Genomic DNA, 23,672 nt, shown 5'->3' on the forward strand with positions numbered 1-23,672 from the left:
TATTTTATCCCAATAAAAGAAATGTAAGGGTTATAAGTTTCTCAATAGGGTTTTTGACCTGATCAATATGATTCATTTTCACGAGTATAAAGGATTTATTAACCAATCCCTTTCCGTAAAGCGGTAAACTCTATACTGATTGTAACCATTAGTATTAGAGGAGAATGTCATGAAGACCCTTGACGTTCAGGCGTTGCATCATGCAATTGACCAAACGCTGGAACAATTAAAAAAGCAATCAGAAGAAATGGCCAAAGTCAAAAAAGGTGTGGATGGAATCACGTCCCTTGAAGATGCTTTAAAAGGAAAAGGCGGAGACGCGATTCGTTCTTTTTATGAGGAATGCCACACCCCTTTCCTCCGGTTCTATGAATCTTTTATTGAAGAATATCAGTCAGCTTTGAAAAAAATGAAAAATGACCTGGAATCGCTTGAACCGAATCATAACGGATTTATTTCGCAAGCTTTCCTCGAACACGAATTGGAACAAGGATTAAATGCAGCTGACCGAACAACTAAACACTTGGTATCCAAAGCAAATGCCACGATGGCGAAAGTCAACCATATTGTCGATCTGCCGGATTTGAACGATAACGATTTTCACGAACAGAACCGAAAAGCAACGAAAGACATCAATCAGACGATTGAAAAGCTGCACACCTTTGACAGGGAGCAGACAAACGCCCTCAAAACCGCTGAAAATGACCTTGAAACGATGCAAAAATATATTACATGGCTTGAAAAAATGTACACAGGGCCTAAAATTGAAATCACCGGCTATCAAAAAGGCTCGATTTTAAAGCCGGATGAGGATACAAACATCAAGGGTCCGGTCGACGGTCTGAAGGGAGAGCTAGAAAAAGCCGAGCCGTCTCCAATGGAAATCATGCTAGAGAAATTGGGAAATCAGAAAGATTCAGATGTCGATACACTTGCCGCCGCGCCTAACCGACTAAAAAAATTAATAAAAAAGTACAAAATACACAATAAATCGGTAAATAATCCAGATGCACTAAAAGAAATTAAGTTCAAAAAATATATAATTAAAAAATCAGATGTTGAAGTTAAAAAATTTGAAATGCCGTGGGGACCAGGAAAGATAGGCAAACTTGGAAAAGCGAGTGAAATCAGGCAGGCTTTAACCGAAAACCCCTTGAAAGTTGATGAAGTATCTAAGGTTGGGAAAAGTGCGAATACAGCCAAGGATATTTCTAAACATCAGATTAAATCTGGTGCAACCAACATTGCTCTCCATTCAAAATTTTTAGAGGTCTTAAAAGCAACCGAGTTAGCTAATCCACTAGTAGATAGCTTGAAAAAGACAGGAAAATTGCCTCCAAATTATGTTGGTAAGAATATAGCCGCGAAAAACGGTTGGCGGCCAGGAAAAGCACTGAATAATTATGTATCAGGCGGACAAATCGGCGGGGATATCTTTAAAAATACTGCAAATGTGTTGCCAAAAGCTCCGGGGAGAGTTTGGTATGAGGCTGATGTTGGTTTAAGTAACACTATGTCCAGAAGTAAACAGGCTGGAACAAGACTACTATATTCCAATGACGATAAAATGTATATTACCACGGATCACTATAAAACAGTTCATTATATTGGGACTTTTAAGTAAAGGATGATAGTCAATGGATTCATTACACGAAGAAAGAAAAGAGAAGATCACTTTGGATGTAAGCAATATTCAAGATTCCAACGAACTCCATAACGCATTAAAAGAAAAACTTGAGTTCCCGGACTTTTACGGAATGAATTGGGATGCGTTCTGGGATGCTATTACAGGACTTGTCGAACTTCCTAAAACCATAATATTTGAAGGTTGGGGCAATATCGAAGAAAAACTACCAACAGATTCACAAACCTTGGTTAACATTTTTAAAGAATTTAATGAAGAATATCCTTTTATGGAATGTGAAGTAGTTTATAAAAAATGAATCTAAAGGGCGCCTACCCGGCGTCTTTTTAGTGCGGCACAGAACCACAACCGTTCTCCGTGACGATTTAGACGCTAAGAAACGCTGATTTAGCGGGCTTTTGAAATGCAGAATCGAAGGGGCCGCTATATTCATATTCAATCGTTGATATTGACGTCCTAAACCGTCACGCCCCTCCGAGTTAAAAATTTTGCGCATAGTTCCGAACGGCAGATGAGGCGGTTTTGTCCGGGTTGCCTGGGGATCGGCCGTCTCCAAAAAAAATCCGACTGAATACTTCATTCATCGTTTTGTATATCGAATGTAACAGAAACGAATTTTGTTACATTCATCAAACGAATGAAACGTTGATATGACATTATTCACCGGACGTTCGTTATCGCAATGAATCGAACTTACTTTATGCACGTTTTAAACCGTATTAAATCAACGATCAGGATTGCGTCTAGTACCGATAGGTATGTATAAGATCGTGCATATTGTACGTGCTGTATCGGTGTATGTCGGCCGTAGTCGATGCAACATCGTTTCATTTTACGGTGAGTCGATCGGACATAGATGCGTCATGCAACGCCGATACACAAAGCGTTCCGTCTATTCGCAGGCTATGTTATATGTTGCGCAGTGTAGTGGCGCACCCTCTGAGTTTCGGACGGTCGCCTCCGTCCGGCATGTCTTGCTGATGGATGCGGCCGCCCCTGCCGCTATACCTCGATCGACTCATATGCCGCCTCTATTTCATCCGCAGTAATCCCGATATATTTTAACGTATCGCGCTCGCTTGAGTGGTTAAGTATCGACATAATGCGCGAGACATCAACGCCGTTCTCGTACAGGCGGTATCCGAATGTCTTGCGGAGCGTATGCGTACCAATGCCGCCGATCTTGTCGTAAATGCCGGCTCGTTTGGCGGTGTCGTTTAGGATGCGATAAGCCTGAACGCGGGTGATCGTTTTTCCGCCTTTGCGGCTGGCAAATACGTAGTCATCGTCGTCACCTTCGAGTTGGGAAACGATTTTGAGCAGCTTCAAATACGCGACGCCTGGCGTTTTGCAGGCATGACGCGACAACACCTTGAGAACTTCGATAACGGCAGGCATTAGGTCGGATTTATTGCGGTAGATATGCGTGCGGATGGCGTCGTTAAGCTCGTCCACAGAACGGAATGACGCCATTTTAGCGGATTCTTTCGTGTACATTCGGTTTCGTACCGACCCATGTTGGAAATTAGGTGCACTCAAATAAGCGTTGACTTGAACGCTTTTTTCGATAAGATAGACGTAGGTGAGGACGTGCTATCTATCGGATTTTTTCCGACGGGTAGTCGTCTTTTTTTTGTGTGTTTTTATTTTTAAACCTTCAACTTATCGTTTTTGTTCGCTTTTCTATACTGCTCGATCACGATTTCGTCAACACAGTCGAGATAAATTTCTGTAGAGGCGAGATCCTTATGCCCCATTATTTTTTGTAAGGAACGAATATCGCCGCCATTTCTTAGATAGTTGATCGCGAAAGTGTGTCGCAAGCTGTGAATACTTGGCCGGCATTCTTTCTTTAGATCCGCCATTTCCCCGTATTTGTCAGCCCTTTTCCTCAAAGAATTTTTAGCGAGTTTTTCTCCGTACTGATTAACGAATACATGCGTAAAAGTCCCAAAATACTCCGTCATTTCCGTAAGTAACTGCTTCAATTCTTCCGCGACTTACTCCGTCATCGGCACCATTCTATTTTTTCGGTTCTTATTAATGGCGCCCGGCAACATAATAACAAGGTTGTCGAAATCGAGATCTTCCGGCTCAAGCCCTTCAAGCTCATTCGACCGGAGTCCGCACTTTAGCGAAAGCAAAAACGCCACAAAATCACGGAAGCCTGAGAACGTAGTTTTATCGATCATTTTGAAAAAGCGTCGAACCTGGCTGTCTGTGAGCATTTTTACCGATGTTTAATCGACGCGCAGCTTCGTCACTCTTTGCGCGGGACTCTCGTTTATTAGCCCACGTTCAGTTAAGCGACTGAAGATTGATTTAATTCCGCCTAAACGGATATTTACGGTTACTGGCGATAGATTGCGTTTCTTTAACATCGTTGAGATGTAAGAACGTAGATGATCTTCGGTCACATCCGTTATGTTATCCGTCGGCATGATGCCGGTCACTTCCATAAACTCGGCAAAATAATTCCGGTAATCATTAATCGTTCGCTCCCGATAGTTCTCCGTTTCGTACAGCGAGTAGGCAATACCTAACGCTTCATGTACGGTCTTTGTCGATCGAAAGCTCTTCACTATTCCGTCCTGTCTCACGCCGATTCCTGACACCTTTCCTACGTTTTAAAACGGCCACAACAAAAAAACCTCCCGGATTTATTTATCCGCGAGGTTGCGTTTGCTGAATCAGAGTTTTAGATGATACGAACCAACCGATTTTGGCCGGTCACATTTCGCTCCGGTTCGTGTCCATTCGGACCCTTTTCGTACACTTTTCGCTTTAACGGACCGTCGGAAAATGTTGATCTGACGGGGCTAAAACGTATATGACGCGCTCGGAGGGATTCGAACCCCCGGCAGACGTGGTACCGGAAACCACCGCTCTATCCAGCTGAGCTACGAGCGCATATTTTTTAATGTCAGCAATACATATTATAAGGGCTTATCTTAAATAAGTCAATGCCAGTATCTTTAAATTTGTTTGCCTTTATCCCGATTTGATGAAGGATTTTTGCCGTATTGTTTGAATTTAATTGAAAGTGGGAAAAATAAAGCCCAGTATGTCTTTTGATGAAGACTGCTTTTTGTTTGACCTTTATTGACCAAAAATGTATGATAAAACTACATACTTACCTTTTAAGGTGAAGGAGGAGCATTATGAATTTAATACCTACAGTCATTGAACAGACGAATCGCGGGGAAAGAGCGTATGACATTTACTCACGCCTGTTGAAAGACCGCATCATTATGCTGGGATCGGCAATCGATGACAATGTTGCGAACTCCATTGTATCACAGCTTTTATTCCTTGAAGCTGAAGATCCTGAAAAAGATATCAGCATCTACATTAACAGCCCTGGCGGCTCAATCACAGCCGGTATGGCGATTTATGACACCATGCAGTTTATCAAGCCGCAGGTTTCTACGATTTGTACGGGAATGGCGGCATCCATGGGTGCGTTCCTTCTTGCTGCCGGTGAGAAAGGGAAACGCTATGCCCTTCCAAATAGTGAAGTGATGATTCACCAGCCGCTTGGAGGCGCCCAAGGTCAGGCGACTGAAATTGAAATTGCCGCGAAGCGCATTCTTTCATTGCGCGACAAGCTGAACAAAATCCTTGCTGAGCGCACAGGACAGCCGCTTGAAGTGATCGAGCGCGATACAGACCGCGACAACTTCAAAACGGCCGAAGAAGCAAAAGAATACGGCTTGATTGATAAAGTGCTGACACGCAATGTCGACTCGCAAAAATAAGTCAAAGAGCTGCCGATGGCAGCTCTTTTCTTATAAGCATTTTGCCGGCTTCCCCCTCATTTCCTTATGTAATGAATCTTTAAAAATCCTTCCACTTTTTCTCTAACACCGGATAATGATAATCATTCATCTTCCCGATCAATTCATCCGGACTTTCGGAAGCATGGATCAGCTGAAGGTGTGATTCGTTTGAAAAGCCTTCTTGGATGCTGTACTTCAGCATTTGCATCAGCGGTTCATAGTAATTGTTCACATTGTAGAGTCCAATCGGTTTTTGGTGGATGCCGATCTGCGCCCAGCACAGCACTTCAAACAGCTCTTCAAATGTACCGAATCCGCCGGGCATCGCGATGAAGCCATCGGCCAATTCACTCATTTTTGCTTTGCGCTGATGCATGCCCTCTACTTCAATCAGCTCTGTCAATTGCTGATGGACAACTTCCCCTTTAAAAAGTCCCTTCGGCATGACACCGATCACTTCCCCGCCATTTTCCAGTACGGTATCCGCAATCACACCCATTAATCCCATTCTTGATCCTCCGTAGACAAGCCGGATCCCTTTTTGGGCTATGTAAGCGCCGAGCTCGGCCGCTTTACTTCTGTATTCCGGATTCGCTCCCATATTTGACCCTGAATATACGCATACCGTTTTCATCCCATTCACTCCAACTCAATATACTGATTAAAACAATTAACATTGTACTATATATTGTTCATTTCATGTGCGATAATATAATAGAATTTTTTGAATGGGAGTGTTTATTAGTGTTAACAGATGCGGAACAATGGACGAAAGCATTTTATCAAAAAAGGGGATGGAGCGAATACGGCCCTTTCATCCGCATGGGTTTTCTGATGGAGGAAACAGGTGAGCTGGCAAGGGCTGTCAGGACCTATGAAATCGGCAGAGACCGGCCGGACGAGGCGAAAAAGCCGGCGCTTCAATTAAAACAGGAGCTTGTCGAAGAGATGGGCGATGTCATGGGAAACTTGATCATGCTCGCCGGCATTTACGACATCACATTGGAAGAGATGATGGAAGCCCATCAAAAAAAACTGACGGAAAGATTCCGGCAGGATGAAGATTGATGACCGCCTTTACGGAAAAGCTGATCTGGAACCTGTGCTCATCGATTTAATCGATTCAAACGCACTTCGGCGGCTTAAAGGCATCCATCAGGGCGGAGCATGCTTTCTCGTCAATCCTTCATGGAACATCAGCCGCTTTGAACACAGCACCGGTGTGATGCTATTGATTCGGAAGCTCGGAGGCAGCCTTGAGGAACAAATCGCCGGCTTGCTTCACGATGTTTCCCATACGGCATTTTCCCATGTCGTTGATGATGTATTTCAGATGGAAAATGAAGATTATCATGAGCGTGTGTTTGACAAATGGGTCAGGCATTCTGATATACCGGACATTCTCCATACATACGGATTCAGCTGGGAAGAGATTTTAGGTGACGTCAAAAAATGGACATTGCTCGAACAGCCCGCTCCGGTGTTATGTGCAGACCGGATCGATTACACGCTTCGCGATTCTTATGCTTACGGCTTTGCCGCCAAAGAGGAGATTGCCGAATTTATACGAACGGGGATGACCGTATTTGAAAATGAAATCTGCTGTACTTCAGTCGAGCATGCCGAATGGTTCACAAGCCTTTATTATCGGGAAGTGACCGGCTTTTTCATGGATCCCCTCAATGTATATGCCTTGCACACGCTCAGCCGGCTGTTGCAGCAGGCGCTGGAGACAAAACTGATCAGTCGTGACGATTTTTTTAAGACCGACAAGGAACTGCTCGCGACGCTTAGGCAGGAGGCCCGCTTCAGAGACAGGATGGAAAAGCTCGGTATGGCCCAAGCGCATGTCAAACAAGGCAGCAAGGACGATTTCACCGTTCATCAAACATTAAAAGTACGCTGGATCGACCCAAAAGTCGTCGCTCACGGCTGTAAAGTCCCCGCTTCCGCTCTTTCGGAGAATGTGCGTTCGATGAAAGAGACGGCTGTTGCTGTAATGAAAAAAGGCGCTTTTGTCAAAGCAAACGATCAATAAAAAATCGCCTGTTATCGAAACAGGCGGTTTCAACGATTATGTCACATCAAAGATTTGTTCAGGCCGGTCGACAAAATGCTTTTTACCGATTTTATGAAACAGGCCTGTTTTATGCAGAAGCTCACGCGGCTGCTGCTGAAGGCCGACAATCATGACCCTTCCGTTTTGCTGATGAACGCGATCGACAATCGTCATCAGGCAGCCTTCTGCTGACGAATCCATATAATCTACTTTATTCATCATCAAAATTAACAGTTTTGGCGGGGGATTCTTGTCCAAAATCGAATCGACCAACGAGTTTGATGAGCCAAAAAAGAGCGGGCCTTCGACCGTGTAGATGCTGACTGAGCGGTGAAACTTCTTTTCCTCCGCTGTGGCAGCCGCTTGAATAATCGATTCTGACGCATCCCTCTTAATGCGGAACGACTGGCTCATCCGCGCGATAAACATGATAATCGCCAGAAGGATCCCGGCGGCCACGCCAAATACAAGGTCCTGCCATACCGTTAAAAGAAAGGTGACGACAAGAACGACGGAATCGGAATTTTTAATTTTCAAAATATTAACGAACTCTTTCCGCTCGCTCATGTTCCAGGCGACAACCATTAAAATTGGCGCCATGCTTGCAAGCGGGATCAGTGAAGCATATGGCGCAAACAAGAGGAGAACAAGGAGAACAAACACGCCATGGACGACTCCCGAAACCGGTGAAGCAGCTCCGGTCCTAATATTTGTCGCCGTGCGGGCAATCGCGCCTGTCGCTGGAATGCCTCCAAACAGCGGCGCCGCCATATTCGCAACCCCCTGCCCGACAAGCTCTTTGTTGCTGTCATGTCTTGTCCCTTTCATATTGTCGGCCACCATTGCGGAAAGCAGTGACTCAATTCCTCCAAGCATTGCAATCGCAAGCGCCGGCGGAAGCAAATAGATGATCTTTTCCAATGACAGTTCCGGAAACTGAAAGCTCGGTAAACTGCGCGGGATCTCTCCGTATGCGGAGCCGATGGTGACCACTTGTTCCGGAAACAGCATGGTCGCCATCACCGTCGATATGAAAAGGCCGGCCAGCGCACCTGGCACTTTCGGCAAAATCTTCGGTGTAAAAAGCACAAAGAAGAGGGATACAACAGCTGTCAAAACGCTGTAAAAACCGATGGTATCGAGATTAATGACGATTTCCCTCATATTCATATAGAAGCTTTCATGCTTCTCGACATCTTTTAAGCCTAAAAACTTTGCGATTTCCCCGGTAAAAATAATCACCGCTATCCCGGCTGTGAACCCGATAATGACGGGGCGGGGAATAAATTTGATCACCTTTCCGAGCTTCAGCAGCCCCAACATGACCAATATCGCTCCAGCCATAAAACCGGCGATTAACAGATTCTCAAATCCATATTGCAGCACGATTCCGAACAAAATCGGCACAAACGCGCCTGTTGGCCCGCCTATCTGGTATTTCGATCCCCCAAGAAGAGAGATTAAAATCCCGGCGACGATCACGGTGTAAAGGCCGTGCTCCGGCTTCACGCCTGAGGCAATCGCAAAAGCCATGCCGAGCGGAATCGCAACGACGCCTACAACCGTCCCTGCAACAATATCTTTTTGAAACCGTTTCAGGTTATATCCTTCAAATCTGCCTGAAAAACGTAGCATTCATCCAATCCTCCCCATCACGTTCTACCTATACCTGAGAGTGGTGCATCTTCCTGAACATATCCATCTTCTACAACTTCCAAACGGCCGGTCCTTGGATCGATCACCAACCCATGAACGGGAACATCCGGCGGCATCAGTGGATGATTCCGCACCATGTTGACGCTATGTGAGACACTGTCTTCTACACTGGCAAAGCCCGTCATCCACGACCGCAAATCGACCCCGGCGTTTTCTAATAGTTCCAGGCAGTCCTCTCCCACTCCCCGCTGTTTAGCCTTTTCGAGAATAGATGAAGCGTTTAGACTGGCCATGCCGCATTCATGATGGCCGATGACGCAGACTTCTTCGGCCTTCAGTTCATAAACGGCAACAAGAATGCTGCGCATCACGCTTCCAAAAGGATGAGAAACAACGGCTCCCGCATTCTTGATAATTTTTGCGTCTCCATTTTTCAACCCCATAGCATGATGGAGCAGCTCCAATAAACGTGTATCCATGCATGTCAAAATCACAAGCTTTTTCTCAGGAAATTTTGTCGTTTCGTAAAACTTGTACCCCTCTTCCTCTACAAAAGACTGGTTGTGTTTCAAAATGGAAGATAAATTAGCCATTCTTCTCTCACTCCTTTTCATAGTCATATGACCTTGATATTGTTACAGACGCATTATAGCACATGGATCCTGCCTTTGGATTTGATTCCAAAAATTCACTAAAAATGTACTGAAAATTTTTAAAAATCAAATTTTATATCTTTCTAAAATAATAAAATCTACGCTTTTCTTCACCTATAAAAACAAAACTGGAAACAAATTAGGAAAGTAAACTTTTGGATTTATAGTCATATTCATGTATTAAAATAAATTAAAAAATTGAAACAATAATTTATGAATATGTGTTTCTTAAACAAATGATCTGATAGTCCTGTGTTTTTGCAAAATCCGTTTTTCCTCTATAATGGCAGTAGATCTTATTTTTCGAAAGGGAGAATGCAGATGAAGCCGTTTGTATACGTGACAAAACCGATACCGAAAGAGATTGAGGAGCTTCTCAGCAAAGCTTGTACATATGAAATTTGGCCGTCGCGGGAGCGTATTCCCAGGGGCACGCTGCTTGAAAAAATCGGGGAAGCGGAAGGTCTCTTGACGTCCGGAACAAAAATTGATCGTGAATTATTATCCTGTGCACCGAAATTAAAGATCGTCAGCAACAATTCCGTCGGCTATGACAATTTTGATATTGAAGCGATGAAAGAGAATTCTGTCATTGGGACGCATACACCATACATTCTTGACGATACCGTCGCCGATCTCGCCTTTGGGCTGATTCTGGCTTCAGCTCGCCGAATCGCTGAGCTTGACCGCTATGTCCGTCAAGGCAAATGGACCAAGTCCGAGGATGATGAAACATTGTTTGGAAGCGATGTTCATCATCAAACACTCGGTATCATCGGGATGGGACGCATTGGCGAGCAGGTCGCCAAACGGGCCGCCTTTGGCTTTGACATGGAGGTCCTTTACTACAATCGCAGCCGCAAACCGGAGACCGAAAAGAAAACGGGCGCCGTGTATACGGATTTTCATCAGCTTCTGGAGCGTTCAGATTTCATCGTTCTGATCACACCGCTTACAGAGGAAACATATCACCTCATTGGAGAACGCGAATTAAAGCGGATGAAAAAGTCGGCCATCTTTATTAACATCTCCCGCGGCCAAACCGTTGATGAAAAAGCGTTAATCAAAGCGTTGGAGGAAGGATGGATTAAAGGGGCGGGGCTTGATGTATTTGAAAAAGAGCCGATTGCCGGGGACAATCCGCTCATCAGTCTTCCCAATGTCACACTCCTTCCCCATATCGGCTCATCCACCCGCATCACTCATATCAACATGCTGAAATGTGCCGCAAAAAACATGATTGACGGCCTTGAAGGAAGACGGCCGCAGAACATTGTGAAAGAATTGAGATAGCCGTCTGGCGATACGCAGCTCAGGCTCGAAACGTCTTACCAAGCTCATCGCCGAGTCTAAAGTAATGTCTGAAGTTATAAATCAAAGGGCTCCACTTCTGCGGATCAATGTGATTTCCCTCTTTGATAATGCGCTCATGTGCATGGACTTTCAGCACTTTTGTTTCGATGACTGCGAAGAATGGAGAATGTTCAGGAATCCGGATGCTCGCGGCCTCGGCTTCGATTTGAAGCGGACATTCAGCGATTCTATCAGGCTTGACCGACAGGGAAGGAGCCGGCATAAAGCCGCTTGCCGCAAATTTTCGTTTGTGAAAAGTGAAGCCGAGCCGTTCTTTGTCTTTTGGGACGGGATGCTTGCCGGTTAAAGGAGCGAGTTGCTCTACGTTTCTCCATAATGATGGATCAGGTACATTGATGACACACTGTCTTTCCCTCTGGATGTTTTCAAAGGCCTTTCCTGAGGTGCCGGCTCCGAGCACAATGCAGTCCCCGAGCGCCCAGGAAGATGAAAGCGGACTGATATTTGTTGAACCGTCTTCATTCAGCGTGCTGAGCAAAATGACAGGCGTCCCGTAATATAAAATACTTGGCTCGATCTCTTTGATTGTTTGGTTCATCTCTCTCTCCTCCTATCATACTTTCATTGTAATTCATCATTCATTCGATTATCATCGAAGTATCGATTACATTTTAGGAGGAGGAAACGTGATGAACGCTCATCCGACGAAAATGGCCGAGACCGCAAAGCTTGTCAGCGATTCTTCGCGGGCAGCCATGTTAACCGCACTGCTCGATGACCGCTTCTATACGGCCAGTGAGCTTGCCGGCTTTGCTGGTATTAAGCCGCAGACTGCAAGCTTTCACCTTTCCAAGCTGGCGGATGCCGATATGCTGTTCTGCCAAAAACAAGGCCGGCATCGTTATTACCGCCTGAAAAACGCAAACATTGCCCAAGCGCTGGAAAGTCTTCTGAACATTGCACCGCCCGGCGGGATTCGCTCCCTCAGGCAGTCAGCCGAAGATCAAGCGCTCCGAAAAGCGCGGACATGCTATGATCATCTGGCCGGGACACTCGGTGTCATACTTGCCGAACGGCTTGTGGAAATGGGATTTTTGCAAGAAGAGGAGAGCGCTTTTGCTGTGACTGAAAAAGGCGCCGCATGCTTCAAAGAACTGGGTATCGACATTTCCCAAGTCCGAAAAAAGCGCCGCTCCTTTTGCCACAAGTGCCTCGATTGGAGCGAAAGACGGCACCATATTGCGGGAGCTTTAGGGGCCGCATTGCTGGACTTATTTTTCCGCATGGATTGGATCAGGCGCCGTCTGAAAACAAGAGCTGTCACCGTCACCCCTAAAGGCGAAAAAGAACTGGAACGCGTTTTCGGCCTTTCAATAAAAAAAGAGCTGTCCCAAAAGATCATAAGAAATTGACCTTTTGGGCAGCTTTTTTCTACGTTTTCCATACTGCTTCTAAGCAGTATGGATTCATCCGACCTCATTCCTTCCGGGAAGGCGCGTGTTGTGAACGAAATGGCCGATGGTGTACAAAGGACAGACCCCTGCAATTATTCTAGATTGGCATGTTTTCCATACATTTTATTTGTATCTAATCCCTTTTTCTCCATCAACCTTAAGATAACCGCATCATAAAAAAGCAAAAGGGTTTGCTCAAATAGTGAGCCCATCGGTTGAATGGTTTGATAATCGCTGTTGGTTCGGTCTTTGACTGCCCCGGGTAATTGAATGGTGAAATGAGCAAGCTTTCCAATCGTTGATTCCGGTACTAATGTAACAGCGGCAATTGTTCCGCCAATACTTTTTGCCTTTTCAGCAATGGTAATCAACCCCTTCGTTTCACCTGAACCTGAGCCGATCATTAAAATATCATGTTCTTCAAAGTTTGGCGTCACCGTTTCACCTAAAACATAAGCGTCGATCCCCATATGCATCATTCGCATCACAAAGGATTTTGCCATAAATCCTGATCTGCCGGCTCCAGCCACAAAGATCTTTTTGGATTCAAGAATTTTGTCTACTAATGTTTCAGCTTCCTCATCAGCGATTAAACCTACTGAATGATTGAGCTCCTTCATGATTTCCTGTAAAAATTCAGTAGTCTTCATCGGATCAACCTTGTTGAATCATATCTTGCATTTTGGCTGCAACAGCTTTTTTATCTTCCTGCCCAGCGATTCCCCCGCCGACAATAACCAAATCCGGTTGAGCCTTAATCACTTCTGGCAATGTTTCCAGTTTAATTCCGCCGGCGATAGCTGTTTTAGCATGTTGAACAACACGTTTAATAGTTTGAAGATCTTCGAATGAGTTCTTACCGACGGCTTGAAGATCATAGCCCGTATGTACACAAATGTAATCGACGCCGAATGTATCTAGCTCTTTTGCCCGCGCTTCGATATCTTTCACCGCGATCAAATCAACAAGAACCTCCTTCCCTTGCTTTTTCGCTTCTTCAACAGCTCCTTTAATCGATTCATCTTCAGCCACGCCTAGAATCGTCACGATATCCGCATTTGCTTCGGAAGCTTTCTGTACTTCATACGCTGCAGCATCCATTGTTTTTAAGTCTGCCAATACTTGCAACCCGGGGAAAGCTTCTTTTATTTCTTGAACAGCTTTAAGCCCTTCAATTTTAATAATGGGTGTACCAATCTCTACGATATCAATATGTTCTTCTACCTCTTTGACGACTTTCTTCGCTTCCGGAATGTTGACAAGATCTAACGCTAATTGTAATTTCATTGATTATTCCTCCTGCTGGTCAAATTTTTATCCTATCCAGATAAATCAAATCACTAAATCTTCCATATAGAAATTTGTCATCATCTATAATAGATACAAAACCTTATTTATGTAAGTAGGCACTTTTTTCTGATATAGTATCTTAAAATAGACTAATGCAAGAGAGAGGGATGGGATGATGACGAAAACACTCAAAGGAATATATCCTGAAAAAGAATTAACATTGTCTATCCTAGAGGGTAAATGGAAACTGACTCTTTTATGTCATTTAGGGTTAAAAGGAACAAAACGCTTTTACGAGCTTAAGCAATTAACACCTAAAATCACACAACAAATGTTAACGAATCAGCTGAGAGAATTAGAGAAAAACGGACTCATTCATCGGGAAGTATATCGCGTTGCGCCCCCTAAAGTAGAGTATTCCTTAACAGAACAAGGGAAAAGTTTATTGCCCATTCTAGATATGTTATATGACTGGGGAAAAAAACATTTAGAACAGATGAAGGAAAAAGATGACGGCATGTATTCTGAGAAGAAACTAACATTGTCTGTTATAGAGGGTAAATGGAAGCTGATTATTTTATGTCATTTAGGCTTAAAAGGAACAAAGCGATTTGGAGAACTTAGAAAACTCATTCCGGCTATCACAAAGAAAATGTTGACGACTCAACTTAGGGATTTGGAAGAAGACGGACTCGTTCATCGAGAAGTATATCCAGTTGTTCCCCCTAAAGTAGAATATTCCTTGACAAAACAAGGTGAAAGTCTATTTCCAATTCTCAAAGCATTAGAAGATTGGGGTCACAATTATATGGAACAACATTGTGGAACACGAAAAAAGGTTGAATGATCCTTAATATGGACATCGGGCTATCGGGGTACATCCAATTACGCCGCCGTGGCGTCCAGTTAGAAGAATGATGAGAAATGATGCGTGTTCGAGTTTCGTTTAAATAGCAAGACGTGAACAAGTACATTACGAAAGTCGCCAAGTGGACTATCATCCGGTGTATGAGGCACGAAAAGAAAAGGAGCATTAAAAACGGAAAAGCGAAGAAGGCCGAACGCTTTACCAAAAAGATGTGGAGAGCGCATCTGGTCATGTCAAACAAACCGCGGCGTCCGAAGACTACACCTTTGTGCAAAGTGGACATCAACATCGAGCTTAAACTTCTCGCCGTGAGGAAATGAGTGACGGATGACCATCGCTCAGATACAAAAAAACAAAAGCTGGCGAATCGCTCGATATGGTTCACCAGCTTTTATTTTTACTTTATTAAATATAATATGATGTCAAACGGCCTGTTCATACACCTTCCGAGCCGTATAGAGCGGTCTTGAAGATAAAATAAACGTCGATGTCGGCTGCTGCGCTCAACATCAGATTGGAGCCGAGCATATTGCTGAGCACTTTATACGCAGGGAGGCGGCATGGATCCGACGTCAAACGGGATCAAAAACAGAAACCCCATTTGTTTTTCGGTAATCGCCCGATCCTTTTTTGTTCACACCGAATCTTCTCAAGACAAACACTTGTATTCTCGTATCTTCTTGTGGATGACCTGAGAGGCGCCTGAACGAAAGAAGTTTTTTGACGGGTGCCGGCATGCCGGCTAAGCTATGCTATTCATCAAAGAATATATCTTTAAAAATGTTTGCAAATTCCCCGTCCTTCACCTTTTCTTTTGTCACCCCGTATTCCGTATGCTTTGTCAAATGATCCTTTGACAAAATCACTTTTCCGTTCTTCGTCAGTTTGGATGCGAGCGGCTTTTGATTAAATGGTGATCCTTCATCATCAAAAATGACATCGCGAACGCTTGCGAGCACTTTTTCATCGATCGGCTTTAATGTAAAGGCATACCCCTTCTGCCAGCCTTCACCTTTATTCATTTCAAGAAGATAATCGCCTTTATCCGTCTTGGTCTTTCTGACGCGGTAAGCCCCCGTTTTCGAAGTGACGGTTTCTCCTGAAAACGGGACAGGTGCAAGCGGAAGATTGGTGCCGAAGCCCGTGTCAAGGAGATAAGTATCATGGCCTTCCCGCAGGACAACGGCGACATGTGTTCCTGTCAGCGTCCATGTTTGCGTATCTTCTTTGAAGACCGTTCCCTGAACCAGCTCAACAGAAAAACCAATTTCCTTCAGAATATAATATAAAAAAGCGTTTAAATCATAGCATAATCCGCCCCGCTGATTGTTGAGCAAGGCGTCCGCCAAACCTTCTTTTGTCATCGGTATCCGTTCCTTGTTTAAAACCGCACTGTTTTCAAAAGGAAACTGAAGGGCCATTAATGATAAAAATTCAGGCAGATCGGCAAATGTCACAGGCTGATTGGACCGGTATCCGATCCTCTTATAGAGCGAATCGAGCAGAGCCGTCATCATGATTCCCCTTTCACTTTGAATAAAAAGCCAAACCCCGAAAGAGGTTCAGCTTTTTTCTTGAACATATGCGGTCAACGTATCAAGGGCTTCCTGTTCATCGGTTCCGTCGGCGATGAGCGTGACTTCCGCCCCCGAACTGACAGCAAGGCTCATCAGCCCCATGATGCTTTTCGCATTCACTTTTTTCTCTCCCTTTTCGAGAAAGATATCTGATTGAAAACGGTTGGCTTCCTGAACAAACAGTGCCGCCGGCCGGGCTTGCAGGCCTGTTTTCAAAAGAATTTCCACTTTTTTTTGCACCATACGATCTCCCCCATTCCCTGCAGATTATTTCAAAGAGACAGATTGTCCTGAACGCAGTTGTTCTGCGATTTCATCCAGTTTTCTGAGGCGGTGATTGATGCCCGATTTGCTGATTTTCCCGCTCGTCATCATTTCCCCGAGCTCCTTTAAGGTCACTTCCTGGTAATCGATGCGGAGCTGTGCAATTTCCCTCAGCTTTTCGGGCAAAGCATCAAGGCCGATTTTTTCATCGATGAATTTAATGTTTTCAACCTGTCTGAGCGAAGCGCCGATCGTCTTGTTTAGATTAGCCGTTTCGCAATTGACGAGACGGTTGACAGAATTTCTCATATCGCGCACGATCCGGACGTCTTCAAAGCGAAGCAGAGAATTGTGTGCGCCGATGACATTTAAAAATTCTGTGATCTTTTCCGCTTCCTTCAGATAAGTGATATATCCCTTTTTCCGCTCGAGTGTTTTGCTGTTCAAATGAAAAAGGTTCATGAGGCTGCATAATGAATCGTTATGCTCTTTGTACATCGAAAAAATTTCGAGATGGTAGGAAGATGTCTCCGGATTGTTGACAGATCCTCCGGCTAAAAACGCACCTCTCATATAAGACCTCTTGCAGCATCTCTTCTTGACGAGGTCTTCCGAAATGCTTCTGACGATGACGAAGTTGTCTCCGAGAATTTTTAAGTCTTCGAGAATTGATTTTGCGTTTTCGATCAGGCGCACGATGTACACATTGTTTTTTTTCAGTCTCATTTTCTTTCGCACCAGCAGCTCGACGGATACGTCATATTGCTTCTTGAGCAAAGTATAAATCCTTCTTGCAATGGCCGCGTTCTCGGTTTGGACATCGAGAACCACTTTTCGGTTTGAAAAAGACAATGAACCGTTCATCCGAATGAGGGCAGAAAGTTCCGCTTTAGCGCAGCAATCCTTTACTTCAAGGTTTGTAAGTTCTTTTTTCGTTTCCGATGCAAATGACATTTTTTAGACACCCCCATTCCAAGGCCTGCTATTCTTTTAACAAATCAACAAGAAGCGAAGCGACTTTATGTGTATCATGGCGGATGACGCCATTCTCATACGTGACAATCTGATCCTTGATGACTTCAAGCCCCATCTCGGTCAGATCGTCAATGTTGAACTGTACGGGCTGAGCCTGTTCTTTTGCATATCTTTCCCGGATATCCCCGGGAATTTCCTCGCTGTTGACAAGGATCGTATCAATAAACGGACTTCCCAAATGCTGATTAAGCGCTTTGACATGGTCGGCAGCGCTGTAATATAGCGTTTCGCCGGGCTGTGTCATCACATTGCAAATATAGACCTTTTTAGCCGCTGCGTTTAATATTTCCTCCCCTATTTTCGGGACGAGCAAGTTCGGCAGAATGCTCGTGTACAGGCTGCCGGGTCCAAGTATGAGCAGATCAGCCTCGCGTATGACTTCAATTGTTTCCGGAACAGGCTCGATCTTTTCCGGGGTTAGAAACACCCTTTTGATCCGCCGGCCGTAGGACGGTATGGTCGACTCGCCCGAAATGATTCTTCCGTCATCCATTTCCGCATGAAGTACAACGCTTGTATTTGCAGCCGGGAGCACTCTGCCCCGCACATTTAAGACCTTGCTCATTTCGGTGACGGCGTGAAAGAAATCACCGGTTATATTCGTCATCGCCGCCAAAATCAAGTTTCCAAGCGAATGGCCGAGCAAATCGCCGCCTTTGTTGAAGCGGTGCTGAAACAGGTCTTCAACGAGAGGTTCAACGTCGGAAAGCGCGGCCAGCACATTCCTGACATCCCCGGGCGGGGGAATGGACAGCTCATTCCGCAATCTCCCGGAGCTGCCGCCGTCATCAGCGACCGTCACAATCGCCGTAATGTCGACCGGCTGGTGCTTTAATCCCCTCAGCAAAACAGAAAGACCTGTTCCGCCGCCAAATATCGCGATTTTTTTCTGATCAGCCATGCTATTTTCTGCTCTTTTTCTCGATGTCCCGGTGAGTAACATGAGTATAGAAGTCCTTTTTAAAATAATCGGAAAGATATTCCGCAAGCGTCACAGAGCGGTGCTGACCGCCTGTGCAGCCGATCGCAATCACGAGCTGGCTTTTTCCTTCGCGCTTGTACGAAGGGAGCATAAAGCTTAAAAGATCAGTCAGCTTTTCAAGAAACTTTTGCGTTTCATTCCATTTCATCACATAGGAAGACACTTCGTGATCCTTGCCTGTCAGCGGCCTCATGCTGTCAATGTAGTACGGGTTCGGCAAAAACCTCACATCAAATACAAGGTCGGCGTCAATCGGAATTCCGTATTTAAAACCGAATGACATGACGTTTACCGTAAAGGTGTGTCCCGCGTCAGTCGCAAAGTGCTGGACGATTTTTTCGCGAAGATCCCTCGGCTTCATATCAGATGTGTCATAAATAATCTGTGATCGGCCTTTCAGTTCCTCCAAAAGCTCGCGTTCGGTTTCGATTCCCTCAAGCGGCAGTCCTGTCGTGGCGAGAGGGTGTGACCGCCTTGTTTCTTTATACCTTGACACAAGAATCGAATCCTTTGCATCCAAAAATAAAATGCGCGGGGTGATCCAAGACGTTTCACCGATTTCATCAAGCGCCTCAATCAGGCTGTCAAAAAACTCCCTTCCGCGCAAATCCATCACAAGAGCCACCTTGCTCATTTTTGAACTTGACTCTTTCATCAGTTCCAAAAACTTCGGGAGCAAGGACGGCGGCAAATTATCGACACAGAAAAAACCGAGGTCTTCAAAACTTTGAATCGCCACTGTTTTCCCTGCTCCAGACATACCGGTTATTATCACAAGCTGAATGTCATGGCTTCCGTTTGCATTCATGCTTTTCCCCCCTTAAACTTAGTCGCGCTGCGGATCCAGACGGTAGGACAGCAGTTCAAAGTCAGGTGTATAAGTAAAGGTGCCGTGAAGCAGACCCTTGCCTTTCATCATAAAGTCAAGTATGTGAACATCGCCGGGCGCCATCGGCAAATTCTCTATGTCCTCTGCCTGATGCCATTTAATGATGCCTTCCTCAGACTCCTCCACATGCTTTCCAGTATAATGATCGGCGACGAACGTGAACATCATCCATTCTGATACAACCTGATCATTTTCTTTTATGATGAAGGTGAATATTCCTTTCAGCTTCGGGTTTAGCACATACAGGCCCGTCTCTTCGCGGTATTCTCTGATGACGGCGTCCCTTACCGTTTCCCCGCGTTCCATTTTCCCGCCGGGAGCCACCCACCAGCCTCTGCGTGGTTTTTGCAGCAAAAGGACTTGATCATCGGAAATCAGCACACAATTCGTCACTCTTTGCAAGTCTGTCACCCATCCTTTAATTCCTTCAATTCTTTTTTCTATTATACCGTTTCCTGGAGCCAGTCACAATGAACATGCAGTCCAACTGTAAAAAACGTCTTTTCCTGGATGAATCCGGCCATTTTGAATACGCGGACCGGCAGATTGCAGAACAGGGATAAACAAGAAAATGAAAGCGCTTGCGAAAACTGTTCTTGCATTCTATTTTACAGCAAAATCCGCCTGTTCATCGAGTAAATATGAACAAATTGCGAAAATTTGTAAAAAGTGATCCGGTCAAAAAAAGGACACGGATTATGACAATCCGTGCCAAAAGAATTCATTATAAAAGGGGGTCAATTACTGTACCAATCATAACGAATTTTTGTTTCACTGGTGTTACAGCGCGGTTAAAACATGATGACGATTAAATGGCGTTATTTTACAGCCTTTTCTTTTTCATTCAGCTCTTCAATGTAATGCTGAACACTCTGTGCGGCAATGCTTCCATCGCCTGTTGCAGTAACGATTTGGCGAAGGGTTTTTTCACGGATGTCCCCGGCGGCGTAGATGCCATCGACTTTTGTTTCCATCTGTTCGTTTGTTACAATGTAGCCCTCTTCATTTGTAATGCCGAGGTTTTTAAACGGCTCTGACAGCGGCAGCATGCCGATGTAGATAAAGACGCCATCCGTACGGAATTCTTCTTCCTCGCCTGTGACGGTATCAACAAGCGTCACTTTGCCGACTTTTCCGTCTTGTTCGTGGATTTCCTTGACCGTCTTGTTCCACTTGAAGTCGATCTTTTCGTTGTCAAACGCCCGGGCCTGAAGAATGCTTTGCGCTCTCAGTTTATCGCGGCGGTGAACAATCGTTACTTTTGAAGCGAAACGGGTTAAGTAGACGCCTTCTTCTACAGCAGAATCTCCGCCTCCGACAACGACGAGCTCTTTGTTTTTAAAGAATGCGCCGTCACATACCGCACAATAGGAAACGCCGCGGCCGCCGAGCTCTTTTTCGCCCGGAACGCCGAGCTTCTTGTATTCAGCGCCGGCTGTGATGATGACAGCACGGGCTTTGAATTCTTTGGAACCGGCTTTGACGATCTTCGTGTCTCCGTTGTCAACGACTTCTTTGATATCGCCGTATGCGTATTCCGCTCCGAATTTTTTCGCGTGCTCAAACATTTTATTTGAAAGTTCAGGCCCCAGAATGCTTTCAAACCCCGGATAGTTCTCAACATCCTCTGTATTGGCCATTTGTCCGCCGGGAACCCCTCTTTCAACCATCAATGTTGACAGGTTCGCCCTCGATGTATAGACGGCCGCTGTCATTCCTGCAGGACCCGCTCCTATAATAATGCAGTCATAAATCTTTTCTTCTGACACAATGTTCACTCCTTCATGAATCTTCTTGCTGCTTTTGTCGGCAAGCAGTCCAATCCTCTTCAAATAAGATTCCCTTCTTGTATCTTCCTTACCCATATCCTATAAAATATCATGAATAAGCGCTATCTTTTTGCTCACACAATAAGAAAACAGGCTGAACGTCCGTTCATACCTGTTTATAGATGCTCTTTTAATGTACGTTCATATTTGGAAAGCGTTCCCGGCGAGATGTGAAAAAGCTTTGCCGTTTCAGCTTTGGTGAGGCGCTCATGGTGCGCTGTTTTCCAGATGAAATAGATGGCCGCGGCCAAACCGCCGGCGTTTTTCAGCTGAAGGCCGTAAGCCCTGATCTGCTGAATGACATGGAATATCCAAAAGCACATCGCTTCCTGTTCGATTGCGGATCTGTCCGCCTCTTCAATCGCTTTTGCCGTCCTGTACGCAAGAAGCGCCTCCTTCGATGCGGCGGCTTCTCCGTTTTCACCGTACAGCACGAGCCTGATAAACTGGTCTTCAAACGTCGTTTTGGCCATTTTTGAATCAAGCACGGCTTTAAGCTGTTCTTTTTCCCCTTTTCTTCCGCTGATATAGTATGCGGCAAGGCGTTCTTCAAGCGCGCGCTGAACGGGGGTTTTTTCCCGCCGTTCTTTCCACGGCTCCATGCGGGCGGCATCAGGGTGCTCCTCCTGCATCTTCTTCCATACGGAGCGGGCAAACTGGGTGCGGCCTGTAAAGTATGCGGAGCAGGAGAGCCAGTAATAAAAGGTTTCATCTCCTTCAAAACCCATACGGTAAAGAGATTTCAGCCATTTAAAACCGAGATCGTGCCTGCCGACGAGCGAAAGTGTGGCCCCGAGCTTATACCTTTGTTCAATCAGCATCGGATAAATATTGGAGAGCTGTTCAGAAAGCTCTTTAACCTTGTCGTCTTTTCGCTCATAATGGTAAAAAATAAGCAGATTGCATAGCGCATGCAGGTTTCCATGGCTTTTTTCCAAAACGGTAAAAATCGTCGCCTTGGCTTTTTGGACGTCGCCCGCATAAAAATAAGCAAGCGCCAAATTGTTGTAAGCCGACCAAAATTCCGGATAATCAGCGATAATCTCTTCTAGCATCACGATGGATTCCTGAAGCTGTCCGTTCTCAAGCAGCGACTTCGCCCGATCCTGTTTCAGGATCAAATCATCCTGATCATACTCCGAGAAGCCTTGACCTTCTTCCCCCATATCCAATAAATCAAGGAGCTCTGCGTTTTCCGTGCTGAATTCACCGTTTGGGTCTTCTTTCAAATACGTCTCTGCCGCTTTATAAGCTTCCTGGAAAAGGCCGAGATGAGCATAGTTGTTCGCTTTAAAATAGTAGCATTCCGTCATTTTTTCATTCATGTTTTTCAATATAAAATCTAAAAGTTCATTTGACTGCTGGTAAAAGCCCATTTCTGTATAAATGACGGCAAGCTGACTCAGCATGCCCGTGTTGTCGGGCTCAAGAAAAATCGCTCTCTGAATGAGCTTGCTCGCGCGGGATAAATTTCGTTCTCTGTACGCTTTCAGCCCTTTATGATATAAATATTGTCCGTCTTGAAACAGCTGGACAATCGTCGTGTTTTTTTGGTGTTCAGAAGTGTACTTTCCCACAGATACCCTCCAATTCAAACTGTATACCGTGAGTAGTATAACATAGTTTCCAGCAGGCTTAACAGGTCAAAAACAAGTTTCGAGAAAATTCTCTCCAATTTCCACTTTTACCAGCGGATTTTGACTTTTTTCTCCCTGATGCATGCAGCTGTCATCTGCTCCGCACACGCTTTATATCGGATGTTAAGCCGTTATTTTTCATCATTATTTTCCAGCGAATCATTCCGTAAAAAAGAGTTTTTTGCCTCAGAATATTGAAATTCTATAGATGACGAATATACGTTCCCGTTATATGATAATAAAAAAGGGGGGACATGATTTGGACAACAAGCTGGAACTTGTGCATTTTTCCGAGGAACATCTACCCGTATTGCTTGCGTTCGAGCTTCCGGAAGAACAAAGCCGATTTACCGCTTTTCCTAAAGATGTATTAAGCCCGGCAGACGGACAGCATCCAATCGTGATTTTATATGAAGGGACACCCGTGGGATTCTTTATTCTACACACAAGCGACAGGGTGAAAGATTATACGAAAAACCGTAAGGCAATGCTGCTGACAGCTTTATCAATCGATTATAAACAGCAAGGTAAAGGCTTCGGCACAATGGGGATGCTCAAACTTCCGGAATTCACCGGCAGGGAATTCAGCCAATGTGATGAAATCGTTTTAGCCGTCAATCATAAAAACACTGCGGCACAGCGTCTGTATGGGAAAGCAGGCTTTAAAGACACCGGAGAAAGAAAAATGGGCCCTATCGGAGAGCAGCTGGTGATGAGCCTGAACATCGGGTGAAAAACGGA

25 protein-coding genes, 1 tRNA gene and 4 pseudogenes are annotated in these 23,672 nt (G+C 45.0%); 11 read left to right on the forward strand and 19 right to left on the reverse strand.

The annotated features are described in order from the left end of the window. The first annotated feature begins 169 nt into the window (after positions 1 to 169). Complete coding sequence (locus P3X63_RS19250) at positions 170 to 1,624, forward strand: T7SS effector LXG polymorphic toxin (RefSeq protein WP_277691694.1); 1,455 nt, start codon at positions 170 to 172, stop codon at positions 1,622 to 1,624. 13 nt (positions 1,625 to 1,637) lie between these two features. Beyond that, positions 1,638 to 1,943, forward strand: a complete 306-nt coding sequence (locus P3X63_RS19255) for a barstar family protein (protein ID WP_277691695.1) — start codon at positions 1,638 to 1,640, stop codon at positions 1,941 to 1,943. A 704-nt stretch (positions 1,944 to 2,647) separates the two neighbouring features. On the opposite strand, the gene P3X63_RS22765 is transcribed toward P3X63_RS19255, so the two are convergent. From P3X63_RS22765 to P3X63_RS19275, 5 genes and pseudogenes are all read right to left on the reverse strand, one after another. Beyond that, positions 2,648 to 2,974, reverse strand: a complete 327-nt coding sequence (locus P3X63_RS22765) for a tyrosine-type recombinase/integrase (protein ID WP_410207086.1) — start codon at positions 2,972 to 2,974, stop codon at positions 2,648 to 2,650. After that, positions 2,957 to 3,142: pseudogene (locus tag P3X63_RS22995) on the reverse strand (helix-turn-helix domain-containing protein); the annotation flags it as partial. The gene P3X63_RS22765 and the pseudogene P3X63_RS22995, both read right to left, overlap by 18 nt. A 152-nt stretch (positions 3,143 to 3,294) precedes the next feature. Continuing rightward, positions 3,295 to 3,873: pseudogene (locus tag P3X63_RS19265) on the reverse strand (tyrosine-type recombinase/integrase). A gap of 12 nt (positions 3,874 to 3,885) precedes the next feature. Next, positions 3,886 to 4,227: a phage integrase N-terminal SAM-like domain-containing protein gene (locus tag P3X63_RS19270; RefSeq protein WP_277691696.1), complete on the reverse strand. Its 342-nt coding sequence runs from the start codon at positions 4,225 to 4,227 to the stop codon at positions 3,886 to 3,888. Between the two features lie 252 nt (positions 4,228 to 4,479). Beyond that, a tRNA-Arg gene (locus tag P3X63_RS19275) sits at positions 4,480 to 4,555 on the reverse strand. A 251-nt stretch (positions 4,556 to 4,806) separates the two neighbouring features. Between P3X63_RS19275 and clpP the strand changes: the two genes are divergently transcribed. After that, positions 4,807 to 5,403 carry an ATP-dependent Clp endopeptidase proteolytic subunit ClpP gene (clpP, locus tag P3X63_RS19280; RefSeq protein WP_026588863.1) on the forward strand — a complete coding sequence of 199 codons (597 nt, stop codon included), beginning with the start codon at positions 4,807 to 4,809 and terminating at the stop codon, positions 5,401 to 5,403. Positions 5,404 to 5,482: 79 nt separating this feature from the next. On the opposite strand, the gene P3X63_RS19285 is transcribed toward clpP, so the two are convergent. After that, positions 5,483 to 6,058, reverse strand: a complete 576-nt coding sequence (locus tag P3X63_RS19285; RefSeq protein ID WP_026588864.1) for an LOG family protein — start codon at positions 6,056 to 6,058, stop codon at positions 5,483 to 5,485. Between the two features lie 65 nt (positions 6,059 to 6,123). Between P3X63_RS19285 and P3X63_RS19290 the strand changes: the two genes are divergently transcribed. Next, positions 6,124 to 6,492, forward strand: a complete 369-nt coding sequence (locus tag P3X63_RS19290) for a MazG nucleotide pyrophosphohydrolase domain-containing protein (RefSeq protein ID WP_051290436.1) — start codon at positions 6,124 to 6,126, stop codon at positions 6,490 to 6,492. Next, positions 6,482 to 7,462: an HD domain-containing protein gene (locus tag P3X63_RS19295; RefSeq protein ID WP_277691697.1), complete on the forward strand. Its 981-nt coding sequence runs from the start codon at positions 6,482 to 6,484 to the stop codon at positions 7,460 to 7,462. Before P3X63_RS19290 ends, P3X63_RS19295 begins: the two co-directional genes overlap by 11 nt. Positions 7,463 to 7,498: 36 nt before the next feature. On the opposite strand, the gene P3X63_RS19300 is transcribed toward P3X63_RS19295, so the two are convergent. Beyond that, on the reverse strand, positions 7,499 to 9,118 hold the full coding sequence (locus P3X63_RS19300) for a SulP family inorganic anion transporter (RefSeq protein ID WP_077736102.1): 1,620 nt from the start codon (positions 9,116 to 9,118) through the stop codon (positions 7,499 to 7,501). A gap of 17 nt (positions 9,119 to 9,135) precedes the next feature. Further along, complete coding sequence (locus tag P3X63_RS19305; RefSeq protein WP_026588868.1) at positions 9,136 to 9,732, reverse strand: beta-class carbonic anhydrase; 597 nt, start codon at positions 9,730 to 9,732, stop codon at positions 9,136 to 9,138. A 381-nt stretch (positions 9,733 to 10,113) separates the two neighbouring features. On the opposite strand from P3X63_RS19305, the gene P3X63_RS19310 reads away from it, so the two are divergent. Beyond that, positions 10,114 to 11,085: a 2-hydroxyacid dehydrogenase gene (locus tag P3X63_RS19310; protein ID WP_026588869.1), complete on the forward strand. Its 972-nt coding sequence runs from the start codon at positions 10,114 to 10,116 to the stop codon at positions 11,083 to 11,085. Positions 11,086 to 11,104: 19 nt separating this feature from the next. On the opposite strand, the gene P3X63_RS19315 is transcribed toward P3X63_RS19310, so the two are convergent. Next, positions 11,105 to 11,704, reverse strand: coding sequence for a flavin reductase family protein (locus P3X63_RS19315; protein ID WP_026588870.1), 600 nt, complete (start codon positions 11,702 to 11,704; stop codon positions 11,105 to 11,107). Between the two features lie 91 nt (positions 11,705 to 11,795). Between P3X63_RS19315 and P3X63_RS19320 the strand changes: the two genes are divergently transcribed. Then, on the forward strand, positions 11,796 to 12,518 hold the full coding sequence (locus tag P3X63_RS19320; RefSeq protein ID WP_277692944.1) for an ArsR/SmtB family transcription factor: 723 nt from the start codon (positions 11,796 to 11,798) through the stop codon (positions 12,516 to 12,518). A 134-nt stretch (positions 12,519 to 12,652) separates the two neighbouring features. Here the strand turns inward: P3X63_RS19320 and hxlB are convergent, their stop codons facing one another. Together hxlB and hxlA are read right to left on the reverse strand one after the other, a co-directional pair. Then, positions 12,653 to 13,210, reverse strand: a complete 558-nt coding sequence (gene hxlB, locus P3X63_RS19325; protein WP_277691698.1) for a 6-phospho-3-hexuloisomerase — start codon at positions 13,208 to 13,210, stop codon at positions 12,653 to 12,655. A 4-nt stretch (positions 13,211 to 13,214) separates the two neighbouring features. After that, positions 13,215 to 13,847: a 3-hexulose-6-phosphate synthase gene (hxlA, locus tag P3X63_RS19330; protein ID WP_026588873.1), complete on the reverse strand. Its 633-nt coding sequence runs from the start codon at positions 13,845 to 13,847 to the stop codon at positions 13,215 to 13,217. A gap of 175 nt (positions 13,848 to 14,022) precedes the next feature. Here hxlA and P3X63_RS19335 point away from each other — a divergent pair. The 3 genes and pseudogenes from P3X63_RS19335 to P3X63_RS19345 form a co-directional block, all read left to right on the forward strand. Beyond that, positions 14,023 to 14,364: pseudogene (locus P3X63_RS19335) on the forward strand (winged helix-turn-helix transcriptional regulator); the annotation flags it as partial. Continuing rightward, positions 14,347 to 14,697, forward strand: coding sequence for a winged helix-turn-helix transcriptional regulator (locus tag P3X63_RS19340; RefSeq protein ID WP_277692945.1), 351 nt, complete (start codon positions 14,347 to 14,349; stop codon positions 14,695 to 14,697). The pseudogene P3X63_RS19335 and the gene P3X63_RS19340, both read left to right, overlap by 18 nt. A gap of 133 nt (positions 14,698 to 14,830) precedes the next feature. Further along, a pseudogene (locus P3X63_RS19345) lies at positions 14,831 to 15,029 on the forward strand (IS5/IS1182 family transposase); the annotation flags it as partial. 441 nt (positions 15,030 to 15,470) lie between these two features. Here the strand turns inward: P3X63_RS19345 and P3X63_RS19350 are convergent. The 8 genes from P3X63_RS19350 to P3X63_RS19385 form a co-directional block, all read right to left on the reverse strand. Continuing rightward, positions 15,471 to 16,235, reverse strand: a complete 765-nt coding sequence (locus tag P3X63_RS19350; RefSeq protein WP_277691699.1) for an arylamine N-acetyltransferase — start codon at positions 16,233 to 16,235, stop codon at positions 15,471 to 15,473. 45 nt (positions 16,236 to 16,280) lie between these two features. After that, entirely contained in the window at positions 16,281 to 16,538 is a 258-nt protein-coding gene (locus P3X63_RS19355) for an HPr family phosphocarrier protein (protein ID WP_026588877.1), read from the reverse strand. Positions 16,539 to 16,562: 24 nt separating this feature from the next. Next, positions 16,563 to 17,513, reverse strand: coding sequence for a DNA-binding protein WhiA (whiA, locus tag P3X63_RS19360; protein ID WP_026588878.1), 951 nt, complete (start codon positions 17,511 to 17,513; stop codon positions 16,563 to 16,565). A 28-nt stretch (positions 17,514 to 17,541) separates the two neighbouring features. Further along, entirely contained in the window at positions 17,542 to 18,495 is a 954-nt protein-coding gene (locus P3X63_RS19365) for a gluconeogenesis factor YvcK family protein (protein ID WP_026588879.1), read from the reverse strand. 1 nt (position 18,496) lies between these two features. Next, the gene (gene rapZ, locus P3X63_RS19370) at positions 18,497 to 19,384 is read right to left on the reverse strand and encodes an RNase adapter RapZ (RefSeq protein ID WP_026588880.1); all 888 of its coding nucleotides are present in this window, start codon (positions 19,382 to 19,384) and stop codon (positions 18,497 to 18,499) included. Positions 19,385 to 19,402: 18 nt separating this feature from the next. Next, complete coding sequence (locus P3X63_RS19375) at positions 19,403 to 19,876, reverse strand: 8-oxo-dGTP diphosphatase (protein ID WP_277691700.1); 474 nt, start codon at positions 19,874 to 19,876, stop codon at positions 19,403 to 19,405. A gap of 407 nt (positions 19,877 to 20,283) precedes the next feature. Next, the gene (trxB, locus tag P3X63_RS19380; RefSeq protein ID WP_026588882.1) at positions 20,284 to 21,234 is read right to left on the reverse strand and encodes a thioredoxin-disulfide reductase; all 951 of its coding nucleotides are present in this window, start codon (positions 21,232 to 21,234) and stop codon (positions 20,284 to 20,286) included. A gap of 176 nt (positions 21,235 to 21,410) precedes the next feature. Further along, the gene (locus P3X63_RS19385) at positions 21,411 to 22,871 is read right to left on the reverse strand and encodes a tetratricopeptide repeat protein (RefSeq protein ID WP_277691701.1); all 1,461 of its coding nucleotides are present in this window, start codon (positions 22,869 to 22,871) and stop codon (positions 21,411 to 21,413) included. A gap of 298 nt (positions 22,872 to 23,169) precedes the next feature. Between P3X63_RS19385 and P3X63_RS19390 the strand changes: the two genes are divergently transcribed. Beyond that, a complete protein-coding gene (locus P3X63_RS19390) occupies positions 23,170 to 23,664 on the forward strand; it encodes a GNAT family N-acetyltransferase (protein WP_481748581.1) in 495 nt (164 codons plus the stop codon). Positions 23,665 to 23,672: the final 8 nt, after the last annotated feature.

This window comes from Bacillus sp. HSf4 (assembly GCF_029537375.1).
Classification (GTDB): domain Bacteria; phylum Bacillota; class Bacilli; order Bacillales; family Bacillaceae; genus Bacillus; species Bacillus sonorensis_A.

Excerpts from the sequence above, each read along its gene's own strand:
- P3X63_RS19250 (WP_277691694.1), top strand. The coding sequence starts at position 170 with ATGAAGACCCTTGACGTTCAGGCGTTGCATCATGCAATTGACCAAACG.
- P3X63_RS19255 (WP_277691695.1), top strand. The coding sequence starts at position 1,638 with ATGGATTCATTACACGAAGAAAGAAAAGAGAAGATCACTTTGGATGTA.
- clpP (WP_026588863.1), top strand. The coding sequence starts at position 4,807 with ATGAATTTAATACCTACAGTCATTGAACAGACGAATCGCGGGGAAAGA.
- P3X63_RS19285 (WP_026588864.1), bottom strand. The coding sequence starts at position 6,058 with ATGAAAACGGTATGCGTATATTCAGGGTCAAATATGGGAGCGAATCCG.
- P3X63_RS19290 (WP_051290436.1), top strand. The coding sequence starts at position 6,124 with ATGTGCGATAATATAATAGAATTTTTTGAATGGGAGTGTTTATTAGTG.
- P3X63_RS19295 (WP_277691697.1), top strand. The coding sequence starts at position 6,482 with ATGAAGATTGATGACCGCCTTTACGGAAAAGCTGATCTGGAACCTGTG.
- P3X63_RS19300 (WP_077736102.1), bottom strand. The coding sequence starts at position 9,118 with ATGCTACGTTTTTCAGGCAGATTTGAAGGATATAACCTGAAACGGTTT.
- P3X63_RS19305 (WP_026588868.1), bottom strand. The coding sequence starts at position 9,732 with ATGGCTAATTTATCTTCCATTTTGAAACACAACCAGTCTTTTGTAGAG.
- P3X63_RS19310 (WP_026588869.1), top strand. The coding sequence starts at position 10,114 with ATGAAGCCGTTTGTATACGTGACAAAACCGATACCGAAAGAGATTGAG.
- P3X63_RS19315 (WP_026588870.1), bottom strand. The coding sequence starts at position 11,704 with ATGAACCAAACAATCAAAGAGATCGAGCCAAGTATTTTATATTACGGG.
- P3X63_RS19320 (WP_277692944.1), top strand. The coding sequence starts at position 11,796 with ATGAACGCTCATCCGACGAAAATGGCCGAGACCGCAAAGCTTGTCAGC.
- hxlB (WP_277691698.1), bottom strand. The coding sequence starts at position 13,210 with ATGAAGACTACTGAATTTTTACAGGAAATCATGAAGGAGCTCAATCAT.
- hxlA (WP_026588873.1), bottom strand. The coding sequence starts at position 13,847 with ATGAAATTACAATTAGCGTTAGATCTTGTCAACATTCCGGAAGCGAAG.
- P3X63_RS19340 (WP_277692945.1), top strand. The coding sequence starts at position 14,347 with ATGAAGGAAAAAGATGACGGCATGTATTCTGAGAAGAAACTAACATTG.
- P3X63_RS19350 (WP_277691699.1), bottom strand. The coding sequence starts at position 16,235 with ATGATGACGGCTCTGCTCGATTCGCTCTATAAGAGGATCGGATACCGG.
- P3X63_RS19355 (WP_026588877.1), bottom strand. The coding sequence starts at position 16,538 with ATGGTGCAAAAAAAAGTGGAAATTCTTTTGAAAACAGGCCTGCAAGCC.
- whiA (WP_026588878.1), bottom strand. The coding sequence starts at position 17,513 with ATGTCATTTGCATCGGAAACGAAAAAAGAACTTACAAACCTTGAAGTA.
- P3X63_RS19365 (WP_026588879.1), bottom strand. The coding sequence starts at position 18,495 with ATGGCTGATCAGAAAAAAATCGCGATATTTGGCGGCGGAACAGGTCTT.
- rapZ (WP_026588880.1), bottom strand. The coding sequence starts at position 19,384 with ATGAATGCAAACGGAAGCCATGACATTCAGCTTGTGATAATAACCGGT.